The sequence below is a fragment of the Methanothermobacter sp. genome (genome assembly GCF_030055435.1).
In the GTDB taxonomy this organism is placed as follows: Archaea; Methanobacteriota; Methanobacteria; order Methanobacteriales; family Methanothermobacteraceae; genus Methanothermobacter.
The window spans coordinates 1-24,223 of the sequence record NZ_JASFYG010000004.1 but is presented as its reverse complement, the minus strand read 5'-3'; the positions used below and the strand labels follow the sequence as shown (position 1 = coordinate 24,223).

Here is a 24,223-nt window from a genome sequence, read left to right as displayed (position 1 = left end):
TCTGATGACTAAACCCCTTCGTATTAATCAAAGCAGGGCAACCCCATCAGCCGCTGGTTTCGCTGATAGCTGGGGCTTCAGTCCCATCTCATCCACAACCCTCAGCACATCATTGAGGTTTCCGTACCTTGGGGACCCAACCCCCTTAACATCATGGGGGTAACCGTCAGGTATAACCGTTGCAAGGTTATCTGCCCCTGCCATGAGGGAGAAGCGGACATTTTCGGGACCTATGGTTGGTGTTGGAACCGTTATCCTTATATCAGGGTACATGATACGTGTGATGGCTATGGTTTTCATCTGTTCCTCAAGGGGGCAGGGTGGATGGTTTTCCATCGGGGTTCCGGGGTATGGATTGAATCCCATGATGGGTATCTCTCCAAGTGTTTCGAAATCACCAAGGAACCTTAGGTGTGCAAGGCGGTCAGCATAACTCTCACCGAGACCTATAAGTAGACCACTTGATAATTCTATTCCACTTTCACATACAAGTTCACAGACTCTTATACGGTCTTCTATTTTTTCACCTGGTTTAACCCGCCTGAAAAGTTCCCTGTTGACGGTTTCAAGGTTGCAGCATACTGTGTCAGTACCATAATCCGCAAGCTTCTCCACTGAAGCCCTGTTAAGGTCGGATCCAACGTTTATGAGCAGTTCAAGTGTTGTGTTCTCCTTCACTATTTCAGCCGCTTTGACAGCATGTTCACCGTTGAATCCATGGGCGCCTGAGCAGCTGACCCTGGGTATTCCAGATTTTTCTATTATCCTGGCGGCCTCTAGGATTTCATCATCGGTTTTGAAGAATGAAGTGTAGTATCCGTTACGTGATGTTCCGGCGGCAAATCCACAGTAGCTGCACCTTGGTCTCACCTGGCAGATATTTGTTATGTGAACTGTGGATGTGAGCTTGATAACCCCCCTGTGCTCCTTCATGATGCTGAATGCTGTTTCCATGAGAAGGGCAAAATTCTTGGGGTCGTTTATCTGGAATAGCCGTATAATTTCTTTATCATCGAGGGGGTATCCCTCAGCCGCCTTTTTGAGTATTTTATCCATCAATTTAACACCAGTTTCAGCTGCTTGGGAATCTAAAAGTCAGTTGGATCAGTATAAATCAGTTGGTTAAAAAAATAAATAAATTTTTTGGGCTGCTGCCCGGTTATTTTTTCCTCTTCTCGAGGATTTCAAAGACGGTTGGGAGTATGTCTGCTGATGCTCCGAAGTTCATGGAGTCAGCTGTACCCAGGAGTGCACCAGGGTCGAGGTGCTCCTCCATTTTGTCTATTCCAACCTTTTCCATGAGGGCTGTTATCTGCTCCAGGGACTCCTTGGCCATCATCTGTGCGAAACCTGCAGGCGCGCCGAGTACTTGTGTAACTGAGTCCCTGTAGGAGAGTATACCTGCGTAGGTTATTGCTGTCAGTGCTGAGCACATGTCACAGACTGGTCCGAGGAGTTCTGCTGGCAGCCTGTATGCGTTACCCCTGGCCTTCTGTCCTAGTTCGAAGAGGGTGTTTATTGCGTCCTCTGAGGCGTAGCCCTCTGCAATGTATACCTGTCCCTTCATTTCAGGAACGGCACCTGGGTGGTAGGATGTTACGTTGAGTGTTTCAGGTTTGGTTACTAGGTCACCGTGTTTCTGTTCAAAGATCTTGTAGAACTTGGTGGTTGGAATTGTGCAGGCGTGTGTGACGATTGCACCAGGTTTTATGTCGTCTATGAACTTGTTTATTATGTCTGGCTGCATGTCACCCTTTGGGAACCAGGTCATGATGAAGTCTGCGTCTGCTATAGCCTCTTTGTCGTCTGTTGTTATTTCAAATCCAAGGTCTTCGGGGTGTGTGAAGTGTATTGCACCTTCTGGTGGTTTTGGGAGCTCTTTGGCGACTTCGTTGACCTTTTCCCTGATCTGTGGCATTATTTTTTCAGGGTCCTCCTTGTGAGCCTCTATGACGTCCTCGTAGGCAAAGTCGTCTATGACTGTGAACTGGTTGTCGAATACAGGGTCTGCAACGACGACCTCATCGACACCTGCGAGTTCTTTAAGCTCAGCACCCATTGTTATTGTGGAATGGGTCATGGCTATTTCTGGTTTTCCAACCATTTCAGCGACTTCGCAGGCCCTGGCAAAGTTTGTTATTCCACTGGCTGCATGGGTCCTGTAACATCCTGCACCTAGTATTGCAAGTTTCATATCTATCACTCCATTTTTGTAATACTACTCATATTATTAGTAGTACAAATTAATCGGTTTCCAATATAAATATATTTTTTGATAATTTTTAAACCAAAAAGCTTATAAGTAGAATTATTTTATCTGGGGGCAACTGTGCAATGGAGTTTCCGGCTTAAAATTATGGAGACGTCATTCAGTACTTTTGTATTTTACGGGGGATCGGACCAAGGTCTTCATAATTATTAAAATATTAATATTAAAATTTTCTAAATCCTGCTTTCTAATTTCATTCAGAAGATTGAAAAGGCATCCTTAATGTTAAAGGGGAGCGTTATACCCTTATTTTGCAGTGTTCTCCACTGGAACAGCATAAATAATAAAAAATAAACATTTATTATGAATTAATTCAAGGGACTTAAATATTAATTCCAGGTTTATAACTCGCTCAAACGTTATTTTATGATTTTTAATGATTTTAAAAGCATTAAATTAAAAAAATAAACATCAAAATCTTATATAATCATTTTTAAGGCATTTTAAAGACTTTTTTATTTTAGAAACATTTATATTTGTAATACTTATTAGCAGATAATTATGATAAACATAAAACTGGAGGTTGTGGTGAAAGCATGGAAATCCAGATTCAGAGGATTGGACTTCTTCGTCCTGAGAAAAATCCAAAGTCGTGTACCCTGAACCTTGACTTGGACTGGAAAATTGACTACACAGATTTTGGAAATAATTCGGTGGGATACATATTTTATGCGGAATCAGAAGGTGGAATACCTCTGAAATTCAAAATAGAGGGAAATATTGTTCTCGAAGATTCTGAAAAACTGCCCGGCAACCTTTCAGAACTTCTGCTCGATCGGGGGCTTAACATCATGGTTGATTTATTCAACATAACCCGTGATAGAACCGTCAGCGTCCAGAATGAGCTTTTCAGTATTGAGGAGTTCCGGGGCAAGGTGAAAAATCTGGAGGTGTAGATAAATGATGGTGAAACACACTTTATGCCCTTCCTGCAGTGCAGGCTGTGGTGTGAATCTTGTGGATATGGGCGGAACACCTGTGGGAACCTACCCCTACAGGAGACACCCGGTCAATGAGGGAAAGACCTGCAGAGCGGGCAGGGATTGCTATGAAATCCCATTGATGAACAGAGTAACATCCCCTGGAGTTAAAAAATCAGGGAAACTAGGTGGAGTGAAATGGGATGAGGCACTGGATAAATTAACTCAACTTCTTTCATCAGAGGACATATCCATCCTAACAACAGGAACCCTCACCAATGAGGAGGCACTTAAACTCAAAGAAATCATAGAAGAGTTTGATATAAAAAAATCAGGTTTAATAACGGCCTTCCCTGAATTTGATTATCCTGAAATTGATATCAGAAAGATCAGAGACTATGATAACATTGCAGTCATAGGGGATGCCATAACCTGCGCTCCACTCATAGGCAGGAGGATATTCCATGCAATGGCCGCCGGGGCAGAGGTGAGGTCCTATGACAGAAGGGACGACACAAGGATGGCGGTAAATTCAGGGTTTCACAGAACCTTCTCAGATGACAGGGAGCTCCTGGATGACCTCCAGAAACTTCCAGGAGGATCTCTGATTATAATAACCTATGAAATACCGGAAATCATAGGGCCCGTTCTTGAGGTCTCATCTGAGAATGAATTTGATGTTCTACCCATCTTTGAGGACTTCAACACAAGGGGTGTGATGCAGCACATCCCCCCGCTTCAGGAAGTGGAGTTTGATTCTGTCTGGTTAATAGATCCCGGTGCAGCTGCAGAGCCAGTGGAATCAGGAAAACTCATTCTCCAGTCCATAAGAACCGGAGGTCTTGTACCTGATATTTTCCTCCCAACGGCAGCATGGTGTGAAAAAGCTGGTTCATACACCAGCACAGCGGGATACACCTCGAAACTCGAACCCGCACTGCAGGCACCCGAAGGAGTCCTCCCCGACATGGAAATATTTGAAAGAATACTCACGGCAGGTGATTAAGATGAAATACCTCCTTGCAAGGGCTACAGATGAGGAGATTCAGAGAAGAGGAGAATGTGGCGGAGCGGTGACAGCCATATTCAAATACATGCTGGATAAGGAAGTCGTGGATGCGGTGCTAACACTGGAAAGGGGAGATGACGTGTACGATGGGATCCCCGTCCTACTTGAGGATTCGTCAGGCATAGAGTCAACGTGCGGTTCCCTGCACTGCGCACCCACCATGTTCGGGGACCTCATCTCCCGCTATCTAAGTGACATGAGGCTGGCTGTCGCTGTAAAACCTTGTGATGCAATGGCCATAAGGGAACTTGAGAAGAGGCACCAGATAGACCCTGATAAGGTATATAAAATAGGATTGAACTGTGGCGGAACCCTTGCCCCTGTATCTGCCAGGGAGATGATAGAGACCTTCTATGAGATAGACCCCGATGATGTTGTGGGTGAGGAGATCGATAGGGGTAAATTCATAGTGGAACTCAGGGACGGAAGTCACAGGGAGATATCAATCGATTACCTTGAGGAAGAGGGTTTCGGCAGACGGGAGAACTGTCAGCGCTGCGAAATAATGGTTCCGCGTAACGCTGACCTAGCCTGTGGAAACTGGGGTGCAGAGGATGGATGGACATTCATAGAGGTTAACACTGAAAGAGGTCAGGAGATCATTGACGGTGCCCGCAGCAGCGGATACATTGAGGTGCGGGAACCCTCTGAGAAGATGGTGAAGATAAGGGAGAAAATCGAAAACGCAATGATCAGCATGGCCAGGAAGTTTCAGGATAAATACCTTGATGAGGAGTACCCCTCACTGGATGAATGGGATGAGTACTGGAAGCGCTGCATAAACTGCTTTGCCTGCAGGGACGCCTGTCCGGTATGCTTCTGCAGGGAATGTGAACTTGAAAAGGACTACCTCCTGGAATCAGATGAAAAGGCATCAGACCCCCTCACATTCCAGGGAGTGAGGCTCTCGCACATGGGTTTCAGCTGCATAAACTGCGGTCAGTGCGAGGATGTCTGCCCAATGGACATACCCATTGCAAGAATCTACCACAAGATACAGAAAAAATACCGTGACAGAACAGGATTCATAGCAGGGGTGAGTGAAGAACTGCCCCCAATGTACAGCGGGGAGAAGGATTAGGGTGATATGATGAGTTTCGAGCCAAAGATAGTTGGATTCTGCTGCAACTGGTGCTCCTATGGCGGAGCAGACACCGCGGGAACAGCGAGGATGCAGTATCCACCCAACGTCCGTATCATAAGGGTGATGTGTTCAGGCCGTGTCAACGCCTCGATGATACTCAAGGCCTTCAGTGAGGGTGCAGACGGCGTATTTGTGGGCGGATGCCACATAGGGGACTGCCACTATGATTCAGGAAACTACAAATGGAAACGAAGAGCCCGGTTCATTGAGGACATACTCCCTGAATTTGGCATAGATAAGGAGAGATTCAGGTGGGAGTGGATATCGGCATCGGAGGGTGAAAAATTTCAGAAAACAATGCAGGAATTCTATGAGACTGTAAAATCCCTCGGGCCACTTAAGAGGGCGGGAAAATAGACTATAATAATTATGGGTTAAAACTGCTTTTTTTATTAACCCCTAATTTTTGTCAAAATTTATAAAAGCGGGTATCAGAGTGAATCACAGTGAGCTAAAAGGTGAAAGAATATGCATGATATCATCAGGGAAGCGGCGGATAATCCTGAAGCTGCATGGGAAATCATGAAAATGGACAAGGATGTGACGGCGGTAGTGGATGCGATTTCTGAACTCTCAAGGGAGGATAAGATTAAACTCGGAGCCACCTTCAAGAGGTTTCCACTGGGCTGTGACCTCACTGAAATCATTGTGGGCACCTGTGCATCTGACCTTGAAAAGATGGATCTTATTGGAAACTGCATACTTTCAGACACAATAGGCGCAACAATACACGTATGTGCCTATGCATTCGCAGATATAGCCGAGAACTATGGTATGAGACCTGTGGAGCTCATGAGGGAGGTGCGGGAGACCACCGAGGTCCCCCTGGACCTTGACCACTTTGGAAGATACGGTCCCATGAGGTTCCCTAGATCAATAACCGGGTGCGGAGGACAGTGTTACCTTGAGGGGCCCCCATTTGAGGGCTGTCCACGCGAAAGAATACACTCAAGACTCCTTGAAAAGGAAAAGGAGGGCCTGCCTGACAGGGATGAATGGGTTGAACTCGCATCCTCTGTGGCGATTAACCTGACACCGGTGCAGGGGGCTGAAACCCATGCAGCACCCCTTGATGAGGCACGTGAGGTTTTTGAACTTGCAAGAAAGCACGGTAAGGGTGTTGAGGCCATAATGTTTGTTGGAGACGGATACGATGACCTCATATCTGGCTTTGAGGCAGGACTTGATATGGGTGTCGATGTATTCGTACTTGAGGGTGGCCCATTCAACCTTGCATCCGATAGACTTGACGCTTTTGCAGGGGCCGTTGCCGCAGCAAGAATCCTTACACCAGGTAGAATCGTTGCAACCAATGGTGCATATGAGGACGAGTGCCGCATAGGGTTGAGGGCAGGGCTGAATGCCATAATAACAGGGTTTCCAAAGAACCACCATGGCTACATGTGTGGCTACAGTCCCGGCACGGCACGGAGGGGCAAGTTTGGCCTTCCCCGGGTCATGAAGATAATGAGGGAAGAGGTTGAGGCTGCTCTAACACCTGTTCCAATACAGAAGCCGCAGCTTGAGGCCCTTGCAGCTGCAGTGAAGGTTTCAGGAAGGGAAAATGTTTATCCAGAAACCATCGGGCATACATATGTGGGTGACGCCCACTGGGCATGCCTTCCATCAACTCCACTCTATGAACGGGTGAATATAAAGAGGGACGTGGATACGCTTGCTGAGATGACTAGAAACGGCGACATACATGGAACAGTGGCAATCTTCGGCGCAAGATTCGTATCATGGGTGATTGCAAAGAAACTTGATGGAATGGTGGATGAATTCGTACTTGTGGACAGCGACCCCTGGGTTGAATGGGTCAGCGTGGACAACCTCCGATCAGAAATTAAAACAGAGGTCCGATCTGGCGGTTCCAGTGATGCGGATGCATACAGGGATTCGGATTCAGCCATAGTTTCCACAACCATTCCTGAGATAGCTGCAAAAATTTCCGGGAAATTCAGAGATGCGGTGACCCTTGTATGAACCTCATCTAGCGGTTTTAATGGGTGAAATGGCAGTATTAAAAATAATAAAAAATTTAACCATACATATAAAACTTTCGAAATAGTTTCATAAGTAACCTTTATAATTGCCACTCCTAAACCATATACCAAGTACAATTATAAGTACAACTCAAGGAAGGAGGAAACTCTATGGCTGAAGATGACATAAAGATTGTGATGTTCTGTTGTAACTGGTGTTCCTACGGTGGAGCAGACACTGCAGGAACAGCAAGGATGCAGTACCCTACAAACGTTAGGGTTATCCGTGTGATGTGTTCAGGGAGGATAGAGCCACAGTTTGTTCTCAAGGCATTCAGGGAAGGCGCTGATGGTGTTCTCGTAACAGGATGCCACCATGGTGACTGCCACTACGACGCAGGAAACTACAAGCTCGACAGGAGAATGAGGCTGATCTACAAGCTGGCAGATGAACTCGGAATTGGCAGGGAAAGGATTCACCACGACTGGATATCCGCATCAGAAGGTGAAAAATTCGCCGAAACAGTCAAGATGATGGTTGACAGGATAAGGGCCCTTGGCCCATCACCAATCAAAAAACAGCTGGCTGAAGCATAAGGAGGATGTTAAATGGCTGAAAAAATAAAGATCGGAACAATGTGGCTCGGAGGATGCTCCGGCTGCCATCTGTCCATTGCAGACTTACACGAAGCACTTCTGGATGTCATGGAACTCGCTGACTTTGAATTCAGTCCAGTTTTAATGGACACAAAATACGATGAAATCCCTGAACTTGATGTGGTGATCATCGAGGGTGGAATCGTAAATGATGAAAACAGGGAATTCGCAGAGAAGCTAAGGGAAAAGGCTAAATTTGTCATAAGCTACGGTACATGTGCTGTATACGGCGGCATACCAGGCCTCAGGAACCTCTGGGACAAGGAAGAGGTCATAGAGGAAGCATACATAAACTCCATAACAACACCAAACGAAGAGGGTGTCATACCATCCGAGGAGGTGCCACACCTCGAGGGAAGGGTTAAGCCACTTGATGAAGTCATAGACGTTGACTTTGAAATCCCGGGATGCCCACCAAGATCAGATGTTGTCGCTGAGGTTATTCTTGCACTCCTCAAAGGAGAAGAAATAGAACTACCAAGCACAAACCTCTGTGAAGTCTGCCCAAGGGAAAAACCACCAGAAGGACTTGCAATGGACTTCATAAAGAGGCAGTTTGAGGTTGGTAAACCAGAGGAGGACCTCTGTCTCATACCACAGGGACTCATCTGCATGGGTCCAGCAACCATATCAATCTGTGGTGCAGAGTGCCCGAGCATAGCCATACCATGCCGTGGCTGCTACGGTCCAACAGCACGTGTCGAGGACCAGGGTGCTAAAATGATAAGTGCCATAGCCTCTGACTACAAGGTCGAGGAGGACAAAACCGTCGATCCAGAGGAAGTGGCTGAACAGCTGGATGACATTGTTGGAACATTCTACACATTTACACTTCCAGCAGCACTCATACCAATGAAAATAAAGAAGGAGGGTAAATAGATGGTTAAACTCACAATGGAACCTGTGACCCGTATTGAAGGTCACGCCAAGATTACAGTACACCTCGATGATGCAGGTAATGTTGAGGACACAAGGCTCCATGTTATGGAATTCCGCGGATTCGAAAAATTCCTCCAGGGAAGACCCATAGAGGAAGCACCAAGGATAGTTCCAAGGATCTGCGGTATCTGTGACGTGCAGCACCACCTTGCAGCCGCAAAGGCTGTTGACGCCTGCTTTGGATTCGAACCAGAAGATATACTCCCTGCAGCCTACAAAATGAGGGAGATCATGAACTGGGGCTCATACATGCACTCACATGCCCTGCACTTCTACTTCCTAGCAGCCCCTGACTTCATAGCAGGTAAGGACAGGAAGACAAGGAATGTCTTCCAGATAATAAAGGACAAACCTGATGTTGCCCTTCAGGCCATAGAGTTACGTAAAAATGCTCTGGAAATCGTCAGGGCCATAGGTGGAAGGCCAATTCACCCAACCTCCTCAACACCAGGAGGTATATCAACAGAACTTGATGATGAAACACAGAAGGACCTCCTTCAGAAGGCCCAGAGGAACGTTGAACTGGCAGAGGCCACCCTGGAACTTGCAGTTCCAATATTCGAGGAGAACATTGACCTCGTGAACTCACTGGGTAATATCGAGACATACCACACAGGTCTTGTCAAGGACGGTGTGTGGGATGTCTACGATGGTATAGTGAGGATAAAGGACAAGGAAGGAAACCTGTTCAGGGAGTTCAAACCAGCAGACTACGCTGACACCATCGCTGAACACGTCAAACCATACTCCTGGCTCAAATTCCCATACATAAAGGACCTCGGCTACCCTGACGGTGTCTACCGTGTCTCACCACTCTCAAGGCTCAACGTGGCAGACAAGATGCCTGATGCAGCTCCAAAGGCACAGGATTACTTCAAGGAGTTCCGGGACAAGTTTGGATACGCACAGCAGACACTACTTTACCACTGGGCAAGGCTCATAGAACTCCTCGCATGTGCTGAATGTGCAGCCGATGCACTTGAAGGGGACCTCTCTGGAGAAAAATTCCCTGATTCCCTTGAAAGGCAGGCCGGCGACGGTGTGGGCATAGTTGAGGCACCAAGGGGAACACTCACACACCACTACACCTGTGATGAGAACGGCCTCATAACCAAGGCAAACATCGTGGTTGCAACGATCCAGAACAACCCTGCCATGGAGATGGGTATCCAGAAGGTTGCCCAGGAATACATCAAACCTGGTGTTGAAGTGGATGATAAGATATTCAACCTCATGGAGATGGTCATAAGGGCATACGACCCATGTCTCTCCTGCGCAACACACACCATTGACAGTCAGATGAGACTTGCCACCTTGGAAGTATACGACAGTGAAGGCGACCTTGTAAAAAGGATCTAATTTCACCCGGTAAGGTGGTAGAATGATAGTTGTCAACAAAGAGGACTGCATAAGGTGTGGTGCTTGCCAGGGGACCTGCCCTACTGCAGCCATTGAGGTAACACCGGAGGATGTTATCTACTGTGACATCTGCGGCGGGGAACCCAAGTGTGTCGATGCCTGCCCAACCGGTGCCCTCAAGATTGAGGACCTGGTGGTTGACGAGGCAGGTAACACCCAGGGCAGGATAGTTTTCAACCCTGACAAGTGCAATGAGTGCGGGGACTGCGTGGAGGTCTGCCCTCCACAGATCCTCAAACTTGACGCGGGTAAGGTCAAAAAGATTCCGCTCCAGGGCTTCTGTGTCATGTGCCAGAAATGCGTTGACATCTGCCCTGTGGGTGTCATAGGGGTTGAGGGCATCAAGGAACCAGCTAAGGTTGAACTGGAAATCGAGGGACCCATATTCATCGCTGACTGTGTCGGGTGTGGAATGTGTGTCCCTGAATGTCCAGTGGATGCCATAACCCTTGAAAAGGTGGGTGGAGTCATAGAGATCGATGAGGACACCTGCATAAAGTGCGGTGTCTGTGCACAGACCTGTCCATGGAACGCCGTCTACATCTCAGGCAAAAAACCAGAGAAGAGGGCCAAGGAAATCAAGAAATTCGAGCTGGATGAAGAGGCATGTATAGGCTGCAACACCTGTGTGGAGGCATGCCCTGGTGATTTCATAGTTCCAAAGTCATCAAACCTTACAGTCGAACTTCCAGCCATATGTACAGCCTGTGGACTATGTGAACAGCTCTGTCCAGTGGATGCCATAGACCTTGAGGTGGAACTTGGACCAGCCAAACCTGCAAGTGAAGAGGGCCTTGTCTGGGATGAAGAAAAATGTGACTTCATCGGTGCATGTGCCAACATCTGCCCCAACGATGCAATAAGGGTTGTGACGAAGGAGGGCATGAAGCTACCTGACAATGAAAAGGTGGATGAGGAGCCATCCTTCGCCATGTGTACACGCTGCGGCGCATGTACCATGGCCTGTCCAAAGGGCGCCCTCAGCCTTGTGGATATGGACAAGGTCATTGATGGCGAGGTTGTCAAGAGGAAGAGGGTCCAGTACAACCCTGCCCTCTGCGACCAGTGCGGTGACTGTATAGAGGCCTGTCCATACGACATGCTGAAACTCACCGACGAGAAGGTTCCACTTAAAGGGTTCTGCATACTCTGTGACCAGTGCATACCCGCCTGTCCAAAGGGTGCACTGTCACTCAAATAAACCCACTTCTTTTTGTTTTCAGGGAGATTCTTGACTTCACATCCACTATGTTATTATTTAGAAAAATATTTTTATGAAAGATTGTTTTCGAACCCCGACTTCAATACAACTGTTATTATTTATAATAATATTTTTATGAAAAAATAATTTTTCATATTTAAAATTTTTCTTTTTTTTCTTTTGAAAACATTTATATTATCCTTCTTTCTTATTCAATAGAGTCATAGATGTCCAGAAAACGAAGCATAAGCGCTTATATCTGGATTAATACAGATTAATACTGATACGTGCAGTATGGCTTGTTCTATAATGAGCTATGCTCTGGAGGTTGGAGGATGAACTTCGGTATAACCTGAAGGCCCATTTAGAGACATCGAATCTGAGATGGACCCTGTTAAAACCATGAAACCCTCTTAAGTCACTTAAATCCTGATTCCATAACCCCCTCACATTCAATAATAAATTAATAAATTTTATTAATAAATAAATAAAAAAAGAGGTGTGAATACCATGCCAATGTATGAAGACAGAATAGATCTCTATGGGGCAGATGGTAAGCTCCTTGAGGAGGATGTTCCTCTTGAAGCCATAAGCCCCCTTAAAAACCCGACAATAGCAAACCTGGTAAGCGACGTGAAAAGGTCAGTTGCAGTTAACCTCGCTGGAATTGAAGGAAGCCTCAAAAAGGCAGCTCTTGGAGGAAAGTCCAACTTCATCCCTGGAAGGGAAGTTGAACTGCCAATTGTTGAAAACGCAGAGGCAATCGCTGAAAAGGTCAAAAAACTGGTCCAGACCTCAGAGGACGATGACACAAACATACGCCTCATAAAAAACGGTCAGCAGATCCTGGTGCAGGTCCCAACAACAAGGATGGGCGTAGCAGCAGACTACACTGTCTCAGCACTTGTCACAGGGGCAGCCGTTGTACAGGCAATCATCGACGAATTCGATGTGGACATGTTCGATGCAAATGCTGTTAAAACAGCTGTGATGGGAAGGTACCCACAGACAGTGGACTTCACAGGAGCCAACCTCTCAACACTGCTCGGACCACCTGTGCTCCTTGAGGGACTCGGATACGGTCTCAGGAACATAATGGCAAACCACGTCGTCGCCATCACAAGAAAGAACACACTCAACGCATCAGCACTATCATCCATACTCGAACAGACCGCAATGTTCGAGACAGGTGACGCTGTCGGGGCATTCGAAAGGATGCACCTCCTTGGACTTGCATACCAGGGACTCAACGCCAACAACCTTCTCTTTGACCTAGTTAAGGAGAACGGTAAGGGCACAGTCGGTACAGTGATAGCTTCACTGGTGGAAAGGGCAGTTGAGGATGGAGTCGTTAAAGTGGCCAAGGAGATGAACTCAGGCTACAAGGTCTATGAACCAGCCGACTGGGCACTCTGGAACGCATACGCGGCAACAGGACTCCTTGCAGCAACAATAGTCAACGTGGGAGCAGCAAGGGCAGCCCAGGGCGTTGCATCAACAGTGCTCTACTACAACGACATACTTGAATACGAGACAGGACTCCCAGGCGTGGACTTCGGAAGGGCCATGGGTACAGCAGTAGGATTCTCATTCTTCAGCCACTCCATCTACGGTGGAGGAGGTCCAGGTATATTCCACGGAAACCACGTTGTAACAAGGCACAGTAAGGGATTCGCCCTCCCATGCGTTGCTGCAGCCATGTGTCTTGACGCAGGAACACAGATGTTTTCAGTTGAAAAAACATCAGGACTCATAGGATCCGTTTACAGCGAAATAGACTACTTCAGAGAACCAATAGTCAACGTCGCAAAGGGTGCCGCAGAGATAAAGGACCAGTTATAGGCTGAAACGGGGAGTTTGAAATGCCAGAAACAGGATTCGTCGATCTTAAGATATTCCCCCAGAGGCTTCTGAAACCCGAAACCGTTGAGAAACTGCTGAACAGCATCTATGAACTTGAAGGTATAGTCAGGGTACTGGTTCATGGACCATCTATACCAGACAGGGTGTACTATGGACCCGCCAGGGGCACAGAGGTTAAACACAGTGACCGGAAAAAGATAAAGGTACGTGGAGAGGAGGTTGAACTCCGCGTTAAGGTCGGAGAGGTCATAGTGGGAATACTCCCGGAGGCCCTGGAGGAGAACATGGACAAAATCGATGAAATCCTGAAGGAAGCGCTCCCCTGCCCCTATAAGGTATTCATAGGTGCCTTCACAAAGAAAGACATCACCATATCCGATTACCTCAAATACGGTCTCAACTTTGAGGACAAAATCGATCCCAGGATAATAGGTATGGCTGATCCAAGTTCAAGGGTGAAGGACACCGTTGTTAACATAAAATGATTGTGAGGTTATGATATGTCTTACAAAGCCCAGTACACTCCTGGAGAAACCCAGATAGCTGAAAACAGAAGAAAACACATGAACCCTGATTACGAATTCCGTAAATTAAGGGAAGTATCAGACGAGGACCTGGTCAAGGTCCTGGGACACAGAAACCCCGGTGAAAGTTACAAATCAGTGCACCCCCCACTGGATGAGATGGACTTCGAGGAGGACATCGTCAGGGACATGGTTGAACCCATACAGGGTGCAAAGGAGGGTGTGAGGGTCAGGTACATCCAGTTCGCAGACTCCATGTACAATGCACCTGCCCAGCCCTACGACAGGGCAAGGACCTACATGTGGAGGTACCGCGGTGTTGACACAGGTACACTCTCAGGAAGGCAGGTCATTGAAATGAGAGAACTGGACCTTGAGGGAGTCTCAAAGGAACTTGTTGAAACAGAACTCTTCGACCCTGCAACAACAGGTATAAGGGGTGCAACAGTTCACGGACACTCCCTCAGACTCGATGAAAACGGCCTCATGTTTGACGCCCTCCAGAGGTACGTCTTTGATGAAGAGAAGGGCCACGTGGTCTATGTCAAGGACCAGGTTGGAAGGCCCCTTGACGAGCCAGTGGACATGGGCCAGCCCCTCGATGAGGATGAACTTAAGAAGATCACCACAATCTACAGGAAGGACAACATCGCTATGAGGGATGATAAAGAGGCAATTGAAGTTGTTGAAAACATACACACCGGCCGTACCCTGGGCGGATTCGGCATGGACGTATTCAAGGATGACCTAAGAAAAAGGCTAGGTGATGATTAATGGATGAAAAGAAACTATTCCTTAAGGCTTTAAAGAAGAAGTTTGAGGGGGAGGACCCTGACGAAAAATACACAAACTTCTACTGCTTCGGCGGATGGGAACAGTCCGCACGTAAAAAAGAATTCACAGAGTATGCCAAGAAGGCTGCTGAAAAGAGGGGAGGAATACCATTCTACAACCCTGACATAGGGGTGCCTCTTGGTCAGAGGAAACTCATGGCATACAGAGTCTCAGGGACAGACGCCTACGTTGAAGGTGACGACCTCCACTTCGTGAACAACGCGGCCATCCAGCAGATGGTGGACGACATAAAGAGGACAGTCATAGTGGGTATGGACACAGCACACGCAGTCCTTGAGAAGAGGCTGGGTGTGGAGGTAACCCCCGAGACTATCAACGAGTACATGGAGGCAATCAACCACGCCCTCCCAGGTGGTGCAGTGGTCCAGGAGCACATGGTTGAGGTCCACCCGGGACTCGTGGAGGACTGCTACGCCAAGATCTTCACAGGAGACGACAACCTGGCAGATGAACTGGACAAGAGAGTACTCATAGACATAAACAAGGAGTTCCCTGAAGAGCAGGCCGAACAGATCAAAAGCTACATTGGAAACAGGACCTACCAGGTTAACAGGGTGCCGACAATAGTCGTGAGGACCTGTGACGGAGGTACAGTTTCAAGATGGTCTGCAATGCAGATTGGTATGAGCTTCATATCCGCCTACAAACTCTGCGCAGGTGAAGCAGCAATCGCTGACTTCTCATACGCTGCAAAACACGCAGACGTTATAGAGATGGGTACAATAATGCCTGCAAGGAGGGCAAGGGGACCAAACGAGCCAGGTGGAGTTGCATTCGGTACCTTCGCAGACATCGTCCAGACCTCAAGGGTTTCAGATGACCCTGCAAACGTTTCACTTGAGGTCATAGCCGGTGCAGCCGCACTCTACGACCAGGTATGGCTTGGGTCATACATGTCAGGTGGTGTCGGATTCACACAGTACGCAACAGCAGCCTACACCGACGACATCCTGGACGACTTTGTCTACTACGGCATGGAGTACGTGGATGACAAGTACGGCCTCTGCGGAACAAAACCAACAATGGATGTCATTAGGGACATCTCAACAGAGGTCACACTCTACAGCCTCGAACAGTACGAGGAATACCCAACACTCCTCGAGGACCACTTTGGAGGATCACAGAGGGCAGCTGTTGCAGCCGCAGCAGCAGGATGTTCCACAGCATTCGCAACAGGAAACTCAAACGCGGGTATCAATGGATGGTACCTCAGCCAGATACTCCACAAGGAGGCCCACAGCAGGCTCGGATTCTACGGTTACGACCTGCAGGATCAGTGCGGTGCATCCAATTCACTCTCAATCAGGAGCGACGAGGGACTCATACACGAACTCCGTGGACCTAACTATCCAAACTACGCAATGAACGTGGGACACCAGCCAGAGTACGCTGGTATCGCCCAGGCACCACACGCTGCAAGGGGAGACGCTTTCTGTACAAACCCACTCATAAAGGTTGCATTTGCAGATAAGGACCTCGCCTTTGACTTCACATCACCAAGGAAGTCAATCGCAGCAGGTGCCCTCAGGGAGTTCATGCCAGAGGGTGAAAGGGACCTCATCATACCAGCTGGAAAATAATTCCAGCACAAACCCCTTTTATTTTTTAAAATAAGTTTCAGAAAATACTTATAGAGACTTCTGTATTAGAAAGTTTAAAAATTAAGCTTGTTCTGATCGCTATCGGCAGTTACTATTGAATAAAAGAAAAACTGTTATTCTTGTTTTATGTAAATTTTGTGCTTATCGAGGTCCAGCCTTGTGAGTTTTCCTTCAAAATTCCTTGTTGAGTTGAGGATATCCGTTGCTTTTATTCCATCTTCAAGGACCTCAATTAATATAACGTCCTCCATGAGGAGTTCACCTTCTTCTGAGTACAGGTTTGATTCACACATTCTTTCACCATCCAGATGTATTGAGGTTTGGGTTATCTTTATTATCAGATATAAATTTTTTCATTATTAATCATGTAGTATTTTTTATACCGACATATTATAACTGAATTTAGTTTATGATTCATCTGTTCTATGATCAGATATAAAAATTTATATAATGATTTTATTAATAATGTTTAGTATGGATAAAAGAAGGGGGGGCTACTGTTGTCTAAATACTTTTATTTAGTCTTGGTTTTTGTTTTATTCACATTAACGGGCAGTACATATGCTCTAGATGATGAGAACTCATCGAAAATACTTGTTTATGGAACCGTTTATGACTGTAAAAATTCCACTGAAACAATATCTGGAGCCAATATAACTTTAAGCACAGCTGAGGGCAAGGTTATAACGGGCATAACCGACATGGATGGTAAATACATTCTGAATGCGCCGCTAACAAAAAACTTCACCGTAAGGGCGAATTATAAGGGACACCTTGAGTGTGTTAAATTTATTGAAGTGAACGATGAGAGATACTTAAATGTTGACCTGACACTTGGCCAGCCAGAAGTTACAGTGACCGGACCTTCAGAATCATTAATAAACGAAAATTTCCAGTTAACCTTTGGTTTTGATAATAATGGTACAACACCGGGTTTTGGACCCATAGTCGAAGTTACCCTCCCACCTGAGGTAACATTACAGGGAATGACCTACATGGGTTTTTCTGTAAATTATTTTGATCTTGGAACCTTTCCAGGGTCAGGACAGATATTAAACCCCCTCACCAGAAACATAACCACGGGAACTCCTGGCTACAGACTTATTGTAATTGAGTATCCCTTCGGAAGTTTTACACCCGAACAGCCCGTAGCGGAGGTCCTAGCCAATTTTAAACTCGCCATCAATTCAACTCTGGGATTACCCCTCAATATAACCGCTACACCCATATTCAGGTTTGGGAATGACCCCCTTGATAATCCCTCAACTGATCCCCCCATCTATGGGGCAACGGTTATACATCAGGTAACCCCGACTGTTTTCAGGGTTAAGAAGAGGGTTATTCTTCATGAGGATGAAACAGCCACAGGGCCAAACTATCCCTTCAATTATATAATAGATGTGGACGTTGCCAACGGCGCAACCGTCAGCAATATAAACATAACAGATATTTTACCATCAAATATCCAGTTTCTTCAGATCATAAATTCAGCCGACGCCAGCATAGTTGAAACACCATCAACATCCACACCTGGAGGAACTCTGAAGTTTAAATTCGACTCAATAACAGGGGTCACAGGTATTGATAGGACCCTTGTGTTCAGGGTATACGCTCCAGAATTCGATAACAGCAGAGTATACGTTATTGATCCAGACACTGGGGCACCGGTCACATCAAAAAATATTGTAATGGCCAATGGTACATATAACGATACATACGTAACCTCAATTTCAACTTACACAGTTTATCTAAGATCATTAGCGGTTCAAAAATATGTCAGGGACATAAATGCTGGTTATGTAAGACCTGGTGATATCCTTGAATACAGGATTGACTTCCAGATTTCGGATTACTTTGAAATAAAGGACCTTATATTCGCCGACATAATAAGTGACGGACAATCCTTTGACACATCCTTCACACCAATATTAAATATAATAATTGCAGGCAATACGTATTCACTTGCATTTTCACCAACAAACTACATTGTCAGTCATGATCCCTCAACTGGCAAATGGACAATCATATTTAATGTTTCAGGGCAGCTGAATGATGCCGGCATTGGCGGTATTTTACCTGGAGGATTATACTATGATAGAAACCATAATCTAGGGGCAACCATGGGTAACATAACCTTCAGGTCAATTATAGATATCACATTTGAGGATACTGCAAACTATCCACCAGGAAACCCATTCCTTAAGTCAGGAGACTCGGTATCTAACACGGTTTCAGGTTTATCAAAACTCTCTCATAACGGCCACCCTGTTAGCGAGAGTAGCGGGGCCAGCGTAACTATATCACAGCCGTCAATAGAAAAGATCGTATATGCAATAAATGGTTTAACTCCAGTATCGCCCTACCGTGTAAGGCCTGGAGACAATGTGACATTTTCACTGAGAGTTATAGTGCCCACAACAAATATTGAGAATTTCACAATGTGTGACTTCCTACCAATACCATTCTTCAGGGCAACCCAGATTTCCACAAACATACCTCAGGGTGACGCCCCACCCGCTGCTGGAGAATGGAGACTGGCGTCCGACGATACTTTAAGTTCGTTCCTTGGTAGATTACCCACTGTTAACATAGACCCTCTACAAAATATTGTTCACTTCTTCTATGGAACAGTGAATAGTACTGATCAGCAGACAAGGGTCTCCCATATACTGTTCACAGTCACAGCCACCGATGAGCCATTTGCTGATGAACTCTACCTCACAAACCAGTTCGCAATAAAATACTACAACAGTCCCCTTGATGCATTCTGTCAGAGTGACCTTGCACAGGTAATAACACAGGAGCCAAGACTGACAATAAACAAGACCATAACATCCACAACAGGTCACGGAATAATAGATCCTGAAGGAAACCTCATAGGCGCCGATGCAGGTGACACAATCACCTATAAAATATTGATTGAGAACACAGGCAGCTGGAATGCTTATAATGTTACTGTGAGGGATATAATCCCTGTAAAATTGATTAATCCTCAAATTATAAGCGTTTTGGATGGAAATGGAGTTGCAGTTCCCTACACAGGAGATCTATTCACTTCAGGAATAAGAATTGAAATGATACCTGGAAGAGACAACCTGCCTCTGGGTAATGATACTGTCATAATAACATGTACAGGAATCCTCAGGGCCGACGTGAACCCTAGGGAAGTTATCAATAACACTGCCCAGATAACAGCTTACGCATCAACTCCGACAGGCCCAAACTTTGTCACCGAACCTTCCCTTTATGAGGATACTGCAAATATTACCATAGCATCTCCTCAGTTGGATAAAAGATTAATAAACAGCACTGATCCTGGAACAGCAGGAAATAACCTTACTATTGGAGAGATAGGGACTTTCCAGATAAATATAAGTCTCCCAGAGGGTGAAATTGAAAACCTCACTGTAATCGAATACCTTCCTCAGGGCCTTCGCTATATTTCATACAAGCTTGAAACATCCGAGTTCAATGGAACACTGGCACCACTTGATGTCACTGTTAACTCAAATACAGTAACATTCCTTTTTAACGGAACAACGACAGTAAATCCCGACAACAGCAACCTTACCGACAGATTCAGCATCATAGTTAAAGCTGTCGTGGAGAATAGCAGCTCAAATCCTCATGTCCCTTTTATTCAGAGAACAAATACAGTAAACCTTAACTGGCCATATAATCCTGGAGACCCCCTAGGCGCATCATACAACTTCAACATCCTTCAGCCATTGCTAAATGTGACAAAAACCATAACACCGAACATTGCCCGAGGAAGGCAGAACGTCACTATAAGATTTAATGTTACAAATAATGGCTTATCACCGGCATACAGCGTCTATATATGGGATCTTCTAAATTCAACGGCCTTCAACTGGACCACTGTAACAGCCCTCACAACACCTCCAGAATTCACCTACAGTTACAATCCATTGAATGGAACCGTTGAGTATAGTGGGGGTACCATAAACCCTGGAAATAGTCTTACATTTGAGTTTAACGTCACCCTTAATGAAAATGTCAGATCTAATTCGACCTTCAATAACACTGTTAACTTGACATATGAATCACTTGGCCCATCAACAGACCCCAGGGATGATTATAGGTTATACAAAACATCTGCAAATGCAACCTTAGGTACAATGGGGCCAAGAATATACAAAACGTTATATTCAACTTCAGAGCCCGATTCAACAGGAAACAATGTTCTGATAGGTGAAGTTGTAAAATACCGAATTGACATAACGATCCCCGTGGGAGTAACCGCCAATGTAACGGTAAGGGATCCTGTAGATTCAAGATACCTTTCATATATAATGGGAAGTGCCCGTATAAGCAGAAGCAGTGGAAATATAACATCAGATGCGTTTACCTTCACTCTTTCAGGATTGAATAATTTTGAGGTTATAACTGAAACCGGCACAAATCCGCTGAGTTTTTACCTTGGCAATTTGACGAACACCAATCCACAGGGATTAAATGAGACAATAAGGATCCTGATAGACCTTGTGGTTAAAAATAATGGTAATAACACTGCAGGAAGATCAATAACAAATAGAGCATTTCTCGACTATAGAAATGAAATTGGCGCTCCCCTCACCACATCAAGTGCACATACCCTTACTGTGATTTTACCTTCACCATATGTCAACAAAACAGCAAATAAGACTGTGGATCTGGAGGGGGGAGAAACAGTTAACTTCATCATAACAGTCGGAAACACAGCAGGATCAAACATAGCACCACTTTATGACATAAATATAACGGACATCCTCGACCCGATCTTTGTTAACATAAGGGACGTAACAGCAACAAAAAGCAACACGACAATCAACTTCACATACACTTTAATAGGGAACAACTTTACAGCATATATAGATAGGCTGCTCCAGGGTCAGACTGTGAATATAACCATAACAGCTGACCTTCGAAATGACACTATACATGGTTCATTTATAAATAACACGGTTTTAATAACTGCCACCAGTCTCCCAGGGCCATATGGAACCAATAACACAACACCAGGTATTCCAGGGACCGAAACAGGCGAAAGGACAGGCGAAGGAGGAGTAAATAACCTCACAGCAAATTCAACATTGAATCTTTATCTAAAAGCTCCTAGCATTATAAAAACGTTTCTTAATAATTCAAATTCAACATATAGTCCTATAGGAAACATTTTAACACAAAAATTAACCTTGAATATTCCTGTGGGCCGCACAGAAAGTTTGAAGGTGACTGATGTTATACCGGTTGGGCTGGAGCCATTCAACTTTATTTACATAATTGACCCTTCAATGCAGGTGGAATACCCAACTCCCACACCTCTTCAAACAGGGAACACATGGACCATAAACTTCGGGGAAGTAAACGCCACAGGCGCCGGTTTGATTACAGTAATATATAATATAACTGTGAAGGACATACCGGGAAACATCAATGGCGCCAAACTTATAAATAACGCCACCCTGAGTTACTATAACGGTACCGACACAGTAACAACCCCACCATCGGCTGCCTCAGTAACAATAGTGGAACCCGTTATCAGGATAGAAAAAACAGGAACCACAAACCTGAACCCAGGGGAACTCTGTACATGGACAATCACAGTATCACATAATGCAACAAGCACATCAGATGCATATGACCTGATCATAGAGGACATATTACCTGCTGGAATGACCTATAACGAGACCATTTCGATTCCTCCAGGATGGACCATTACATCCCACTCAGATAGGGTAACATACAGGGCACCCGTACTTAACAGGGGAGATACTGTAACTATCATATTCAAAGCAAGGATCGATGATGACACCTCCCTGGCGGGAAAGGATCTTATTAACACGGTTAATATAACCTACACATCTTTACCTGGAGATATCACCGGTGAAAGGATATACAATTCATCAAAAACAGCAACTATCCATGTACTTGGCACCGATATTGAAATCGATAAAAATGCAAGCAATGAATCTCCAAACTACGATGATACTATCGTATATTACATAAAAGTTAAGAATAAAGGACCTGATCCGGCGGCAAATGTAAATGTGAGCGATAAGCTGCCAGCAGGTCTAATATATGTCACCCATCTGGCATCAAGGGGAATTTATGACCCTGTAGTGGGATCATGGATTATAGGAAACCTCAACCCACTTGAAACAGTTACCCTTAACATTACTGTCAGAGTTAATGTGACGGGTACTATTGTAAACGATGCAAATGTTACTTCAAGCACAACAGATATTAACACGTCAAACAATAATGATTCCACAACAATAAGAGTACCTAAAGCCTCTGAGTTGTCAATACTAAAGACTGTTAATATTGAATCCCCGTACAATGGCCAGATAATCACATACACAATCAATGTGTCCAATAACGGTCCTGATGACGCATTAAATGTCCTAGTAGAAGATTTATTACCCTCAAACCTTGTATTTGTTTCTTATGTGGCTTCTAAGGGTACTTATAATCCGGTTACTGGTGTTTGGAGTGTTGGTTCGCTCAGCTACCTTGAAACAGCCACACTCACAATAACAGCACGTGTTAATGCAGATGGAATAATAAAGAATAGTGCAAATGTTACATCAGAAAACTTTGACCCAGATACCAGTAACAACAACTCCACAGTAACCATCAATTCAATCTCATCAGTGGATCTGAAAGTAACAAAATATGTTAATAACACCAGACCATTATTTGGCCAGCTTGTAATGTTCACTGTAACAGCAGAAAACCTTGGGCCAAGCAATGCAAGCAATGTTGCTGTAACCGATACGCTCTCCCCAGGACTTGTATTTGTTTCTTATGTGGCTTCTAAGGGTACTTATAATCCGGTTACTGGTGTTTGGAGTGTTGGTTCGCTCAGCTACCTTGAAACAGCCACACTCACAATCCAAGCCTATGTTAACAGCACAGGAAATCTTTTCAATCTTGTCATAATAAGCGGCTCAGAACATGATCCCGTACCTGCTAATAACATTGCAACTGTAAACCTTCAGTCTTTACCTGTCGCAGATCTCTCAATTACAAAGGAGGCCAGTAAGACAAGAATTTACAATAATGAATACCTTAATTTTACATTAAACGTGACTAATAAAGGACCAAACACAGCAAATGGCGTGGAAGTAAAGGATCTGATTCCGGGAGGATTCATTTTAGTATCTACTACAGCCTCGCAGGGAACATATAATGATTCAACAGGCAAATGGTACATAGGGTCTTTAGGAGTTGGTGAAAGGGCTATTCTAAAATTACTGGTCATGGCTGTTGAATCAGGTTCTTTAACAAATAATGCTGAAGTAAACGGATCTGAAGTGGATCCAAGTCCCGATGATAATAGTGCGAATGCCACTGTAACTGTGGATCCTGCTGCGGATGTTGCGGTCACTAAGATGGTTAGTAACAGCACACCGAACTTTGGTGAGCTGGTAACCTTCTATGTGACTGTCACTAATAATGGACCGGATAATGCGACTGGGGTTACTGTAACTGATAGCCTGCCTGTGGGGCTTGTCTATGTGTCTCATGTGGTTTCAAGGGGATCATTTAATCCGCTGACTGGTGTCTGGCTGGTTGGGGATCTTCTGCCTGGTTCATCAGCTACTTTGAACTTCACTGTCCTTGTGAATAGGACTGGTGATGTTGTAAACAGGGTTCTTGCGGTGGGTGAAGAGTTTGATCCTTACCCTGAGAACAATACTGCTGAGGTTACGGTTAGGGTGCCTGCGGCTGCTTATCTGGTGATTGATAAGGTGGTTAATGCGACTATGGT

General features: G+C 45.3%; 17 protein-coding genes. 14 read left to right on the top strand and 3 right to left on the bottom strand.

The genetic code is table 11. The features are described 5' to 3' along the window. Nucleotides 1-27 precede the first annotated feature (27 nt). On the bottom strand, nucleotides 28-1,059 hold the full coding sequence (gene hmdB, locus QFX30_RS05200; RefSeq protein ID WP_300489186.1) for a 5,10-methenyltetrahydromethanopterin hydrogenase cofactor biosynthesis protein HmdB: 1,032 nt from the start codon (nucleotides 1,057-1,059) through the stop codon (nucleotides 28-30). Between the two features lie 100 nt (nucleotides 1,060-1,159). Further along, nucleotides 1,160-2,194: a 5,10-methenyltetrahydromethanopterin hydrogenase gene (gene hmd / locus QFX30_RS05195; RefSeq protein WP_300489184.1), complete on the bottom strand. Its 1,035-nt coding sequence runs from the start codon at nucleotides 2,192-2,194 to the stop codon at nucleotides 1,160-1,162. Between the two features lie 611 nt (nucleotides 2,195-2,805). On the opposite strand from hmd, the gene QFX30_RS05190 reads away from it, so the two are divergent. From QFX30_RS05190 to mcrA, 13 genes are all read left to right on the top strand, one after another. Next, nucleotides 2,806-3,165: a hypothetical protein gene (locus QFX30_RS05190; protein ID WP_300489181.1), complete on the top strand. Its 360-nt coding sequence runs from the start codon at nucleotides 2,806-2,808 to the stop codon at nucleotides 3,163-3,165. A gap of 4 nt (nucleotides 3,166-3,169) precedes the next feature. After that, nucleotides 3,170-4,195, top strand: coding sequence for a molybdopterin-dependent oxidoreductase (locus QFX30_RS05185; protein ID WP_300489178.1), 1,026 nt, complete (start codon nucleotides 3,170-3,172; stop codon nucleotides 4,193-4,195). Next, nucleotides 4,191-5,339, top strand: coding sequence for a Coenzyme F420 hydrogenase/dehydrogenase, beta subunit C-terminal domain (locus QFX30_RS05180; protein WP_300489759.1), 1,149 nt, complete (start codon nucleotides 4,191-4,193; stop codon nucleotides 5,337-5,339). The genes QFX30_RS05185 and QFX30_RS05180 overlap by 5 nt, the downstream gene beginning before the upstream one ends. A 9-nt stretch (nucleotides 5,340-5,348) precedes the next feature. Then, on the top strand, nucleotides 5,349-5,759 hold the full coding sequence (locus QFX30_RS05175; RefSeq protein ID WP_300477907.1) for a hydrogenase iron-sulfur subunit: 411 nt from the start codon (nucleotides 5,349-5,351) through the stop codon (nucleotides 5,757-5,759). A 111-nt stretch (nucleotides 5,760-5,870) separates the two neighbouring features. Continuing rightward, nucleotides 5,871-7,388 (top strand): 5,10-methenyltetrahydromethanopterin hydrogenase cofactor biosynthesis protein HmdC, encoded by a 1,518-nt coding sequence (hmdC, locus tag QFX30_RS05170; RefSeq protein ID WP_300489175.1) that lies wholly within the window; start codon nucleotides 5,871-5,873, stop codon nucleotides 7,386-7,388. Nucleotides 7,389-7,558: 170 nt separating this feature from the next. Next, complete coding sequence (locus QFX30_RS05165) at nucleotides 7,559-7,984, top strand: hydrogenase iron-sulfur subunit (protein WP_300489173.1); 426 nt, start codon at nucleotides 7,559-7,561, stop codon at nucleotides 7,982-7,984. Nucleotides 7,985-7,996: 12 nt separating this feature from the next. Beyond that, the gene (gene mvhG, locus QFX30_RS05160) at nucleotides 7,997-8,923 is read left to right on the top strand and encodes a F420-non-reducing hydrogenase subunit MvhG (protein WP_300489171.1); all 927 of its coding nucleotides are present in this window, start codon (nucleotides 7,997-7,999) and stop codon (nucleotides 8,921-8,923) included. Next, complete coding sequence (mvhA, locus tag QFX30_RS05155; protein WP_300489169.1) at nucleotides 8,924-10,342, top strand: F420-non-reducing hydrogenase subunit MvhA; 1,419 nt, start codon at nucleotides 8,924-8,926, stop codon at nucleotides 10,340-10,342. It begins immediately after the preceding gene. Nucleotides 10,343-10,364: 22 nt separating this feature from the next. After that, nucleotides 10,365-11,603, top strand: a complete 1,239-nt coding sequence (gene mvhB, locus QFX30_RS05150; RefSeq protein ID WP_300489167.1) for a polyferredoxin protein MvhB — start codon at nucleotides 10,365-10,367, stop codon at nucleotides 11,601-11,603. Nucleotides 11,604-12,113: 510 nt separating this feature from the next. Continuing rightward, on the top strand, nucleotides 12,114-13,445 hold the full coding sequence (gene mcrB / locus QFX30_RS05145) for a coenzyme-B sulfoethylthiotransferase subunit beta (RefSeq protein WP_300489165.1): 1,332 nt from the start codon (nucleotides 12,114-12,116) through the stop codon (nucleotides 13,443-13,445). 20 nt (nucleotides 13,446-13,465) lie between these two features. Continuing rightward, complete coding sequence (gene mcrD / locus QFX30_RS05140) at nucleotides 13,466-13,951, top strand: methyl-coenzyme M reductase operon protein D (protein ID WP_300489162.1); 486 nt, start codon at nucleotides 13,466-13,468, stop codon at nucleotides 13,949-13,951. Between the two features lie 15 nt (nucleotides 13,952-13,966). Next, nucleotides 13,967-14,764, top strand: a complete 798-nt coding sequence (mcrG, locus tag QFX30_RS05135; protein ID WP_300489160.1) for a coenzyme-B sulfoethylthiotransferase subunit gamma — start codon at nucleotides 13,967-13,969, stop codon at nucleotides 14,762-14,764. Next, complete coding sequence (gene mcrA / locus QFX30_RS05130; RefSeq protein ID WP_300489157.1) at nucleotides 14,764-16,425, top strand: coenzyme-B sulfoethylthiotransferase subunit alpha; 1,662 nt, start codon at nucleotides 14,764-14,766, stop codon at nucleotides 16,423-16,425. The genes mcrG and mcrA overlap by 1 nt, the downstream gene beginning before the upstream one ends. Nucleotides 16,426-16,559: 134 nt before the next feature. On the opposite strand, the gene QFX30_RS05125 is transcribed toward mcrA, so the two are convergent. Continuing rightward, nucleotides 16,560-16,739 (bottom strand): CooT family nickel-binding protein, encoded by a 180-nt coding sequence (locus tag QFX30_RS05125; protein ID WP_300489154.1) that lies wholly within the window; start codon nucleotides 16,737-16,739, stop codon nucleotides 16,560-16,562. 207 nt (nucleotides 16,740-16,946) lie between these two features. Here QFX30_RS05125 and QFX30_RS05120 point away from each other — a divergent pair. After that, nucleotides 16,947-24,223 (top strand): hypothetical protein (locus QFX30_RS05120; protein WP_300489151.1); only part of this gene is annotated, 7,277 nt, incomplete at its 3' end.

What these genes read in the sequence shown, in the direction of transcription:
- hmd (WP_300489184.1), bottom strand. Translation starts at nt 2,194, where the DNA reads ATGAAACTTGCAATACTAGGTGCAGGATGTTACAGGACCCATGCAGCC.
- QFX30_RS05190 (WP_300489181.1), top strand. Translation starts at nt 2,806, where the DNA reads ATGGAAATCCAGATTCAGAGGATTGGACTTCTTCGTCCTGAGAAAAAT.
- QFX30_RS05185 (WP_300489178.1), top strand. Translation starts at nt 3,170, where the DNA reads ATGATGGTGAAACACACTTTATGCCCTTCCTGCAGTGCAGGCTGTGGT.
- QFX30_RS05175 (WP_300477907.1), top strand. Translation starts at nt 5,349, where the DNA reads ATGAGTTTCGAGCCAAAGATAGTTGGATTCTGCTGCAACTGGTGCTCC.
- hmdC (WP_300489175.1), top strand. Translation starts at nt 5,871, where the DNA reads ATGCATGATATCATCAGGGAAGCGGCGGATAATCCTGAAGCTGCATGG.
- QFX30_RS05165 (WP_300489173.1), top strand. Translation starts at nt 7,559, where the DNA reads ATGGCTGAAGATGACATAAAGATTGTGATGTTCTGTTGTAACTGGTGT.
- mvhG (WP_300489171.1), top strand. Translation starts at nt 7,997, where the DNA reads ATGGCTGAAAAAATAAAGATCGGAACAATGTGGCTCGGAGGATGCTCC.
- mvhA (WP_300489169.1), top strand. Translation starts at nt 8,924, where the DNA reads ATGGTTAAACTCACAATGGAACCTGTGACCCGTATTGAAGGTCACGCC.
- mvhB (WP_300489167.1), top strand. Translation starts at nt 10,365, where the DNA reads ATGATAGTTGTCAACAAAGAGGACTGCATAAGGTGTGGTGCTTGCCAG.
- mcrB (WP_300489165.1), top strand. Translation starts at nt 12,114, where the DNA reads ATGCCAATGTATGAAGACAGAATAGATCTCTATGGGGCAGATGGTAAG.
- mcrD (WP_300489162.1), top strand. Translation starts at nt 13,466, where the DNA reads ATGCCAGAAACAGGATTCGTCGATCTTAAGATATTCCCCCAGAGGCTT.
- mcrG (WP_300489160.1), top strand. Translation starts at nt 13,967, where the DNA reads ATGTCTTACAAAGCCCAGTACACTCCTGGAGAAACCCAGATAGCTGAA.
- mcrA (WP_300489157.1), top strand. Translation starts at nt 14,764, where the DNA reads ATGGATGAAAAGAAACTATTCCTTAAGGCTTTAAAGAAGAAGTTTGAG.
- QFX30_RS05125 (WP_300489154.1), bottom strand. Translation starts at nt 16,739, where the DNA reads ATGTGTGAATCAAACCTGTACTCAGAAGAAGGTGAACTCCTCATGGAG.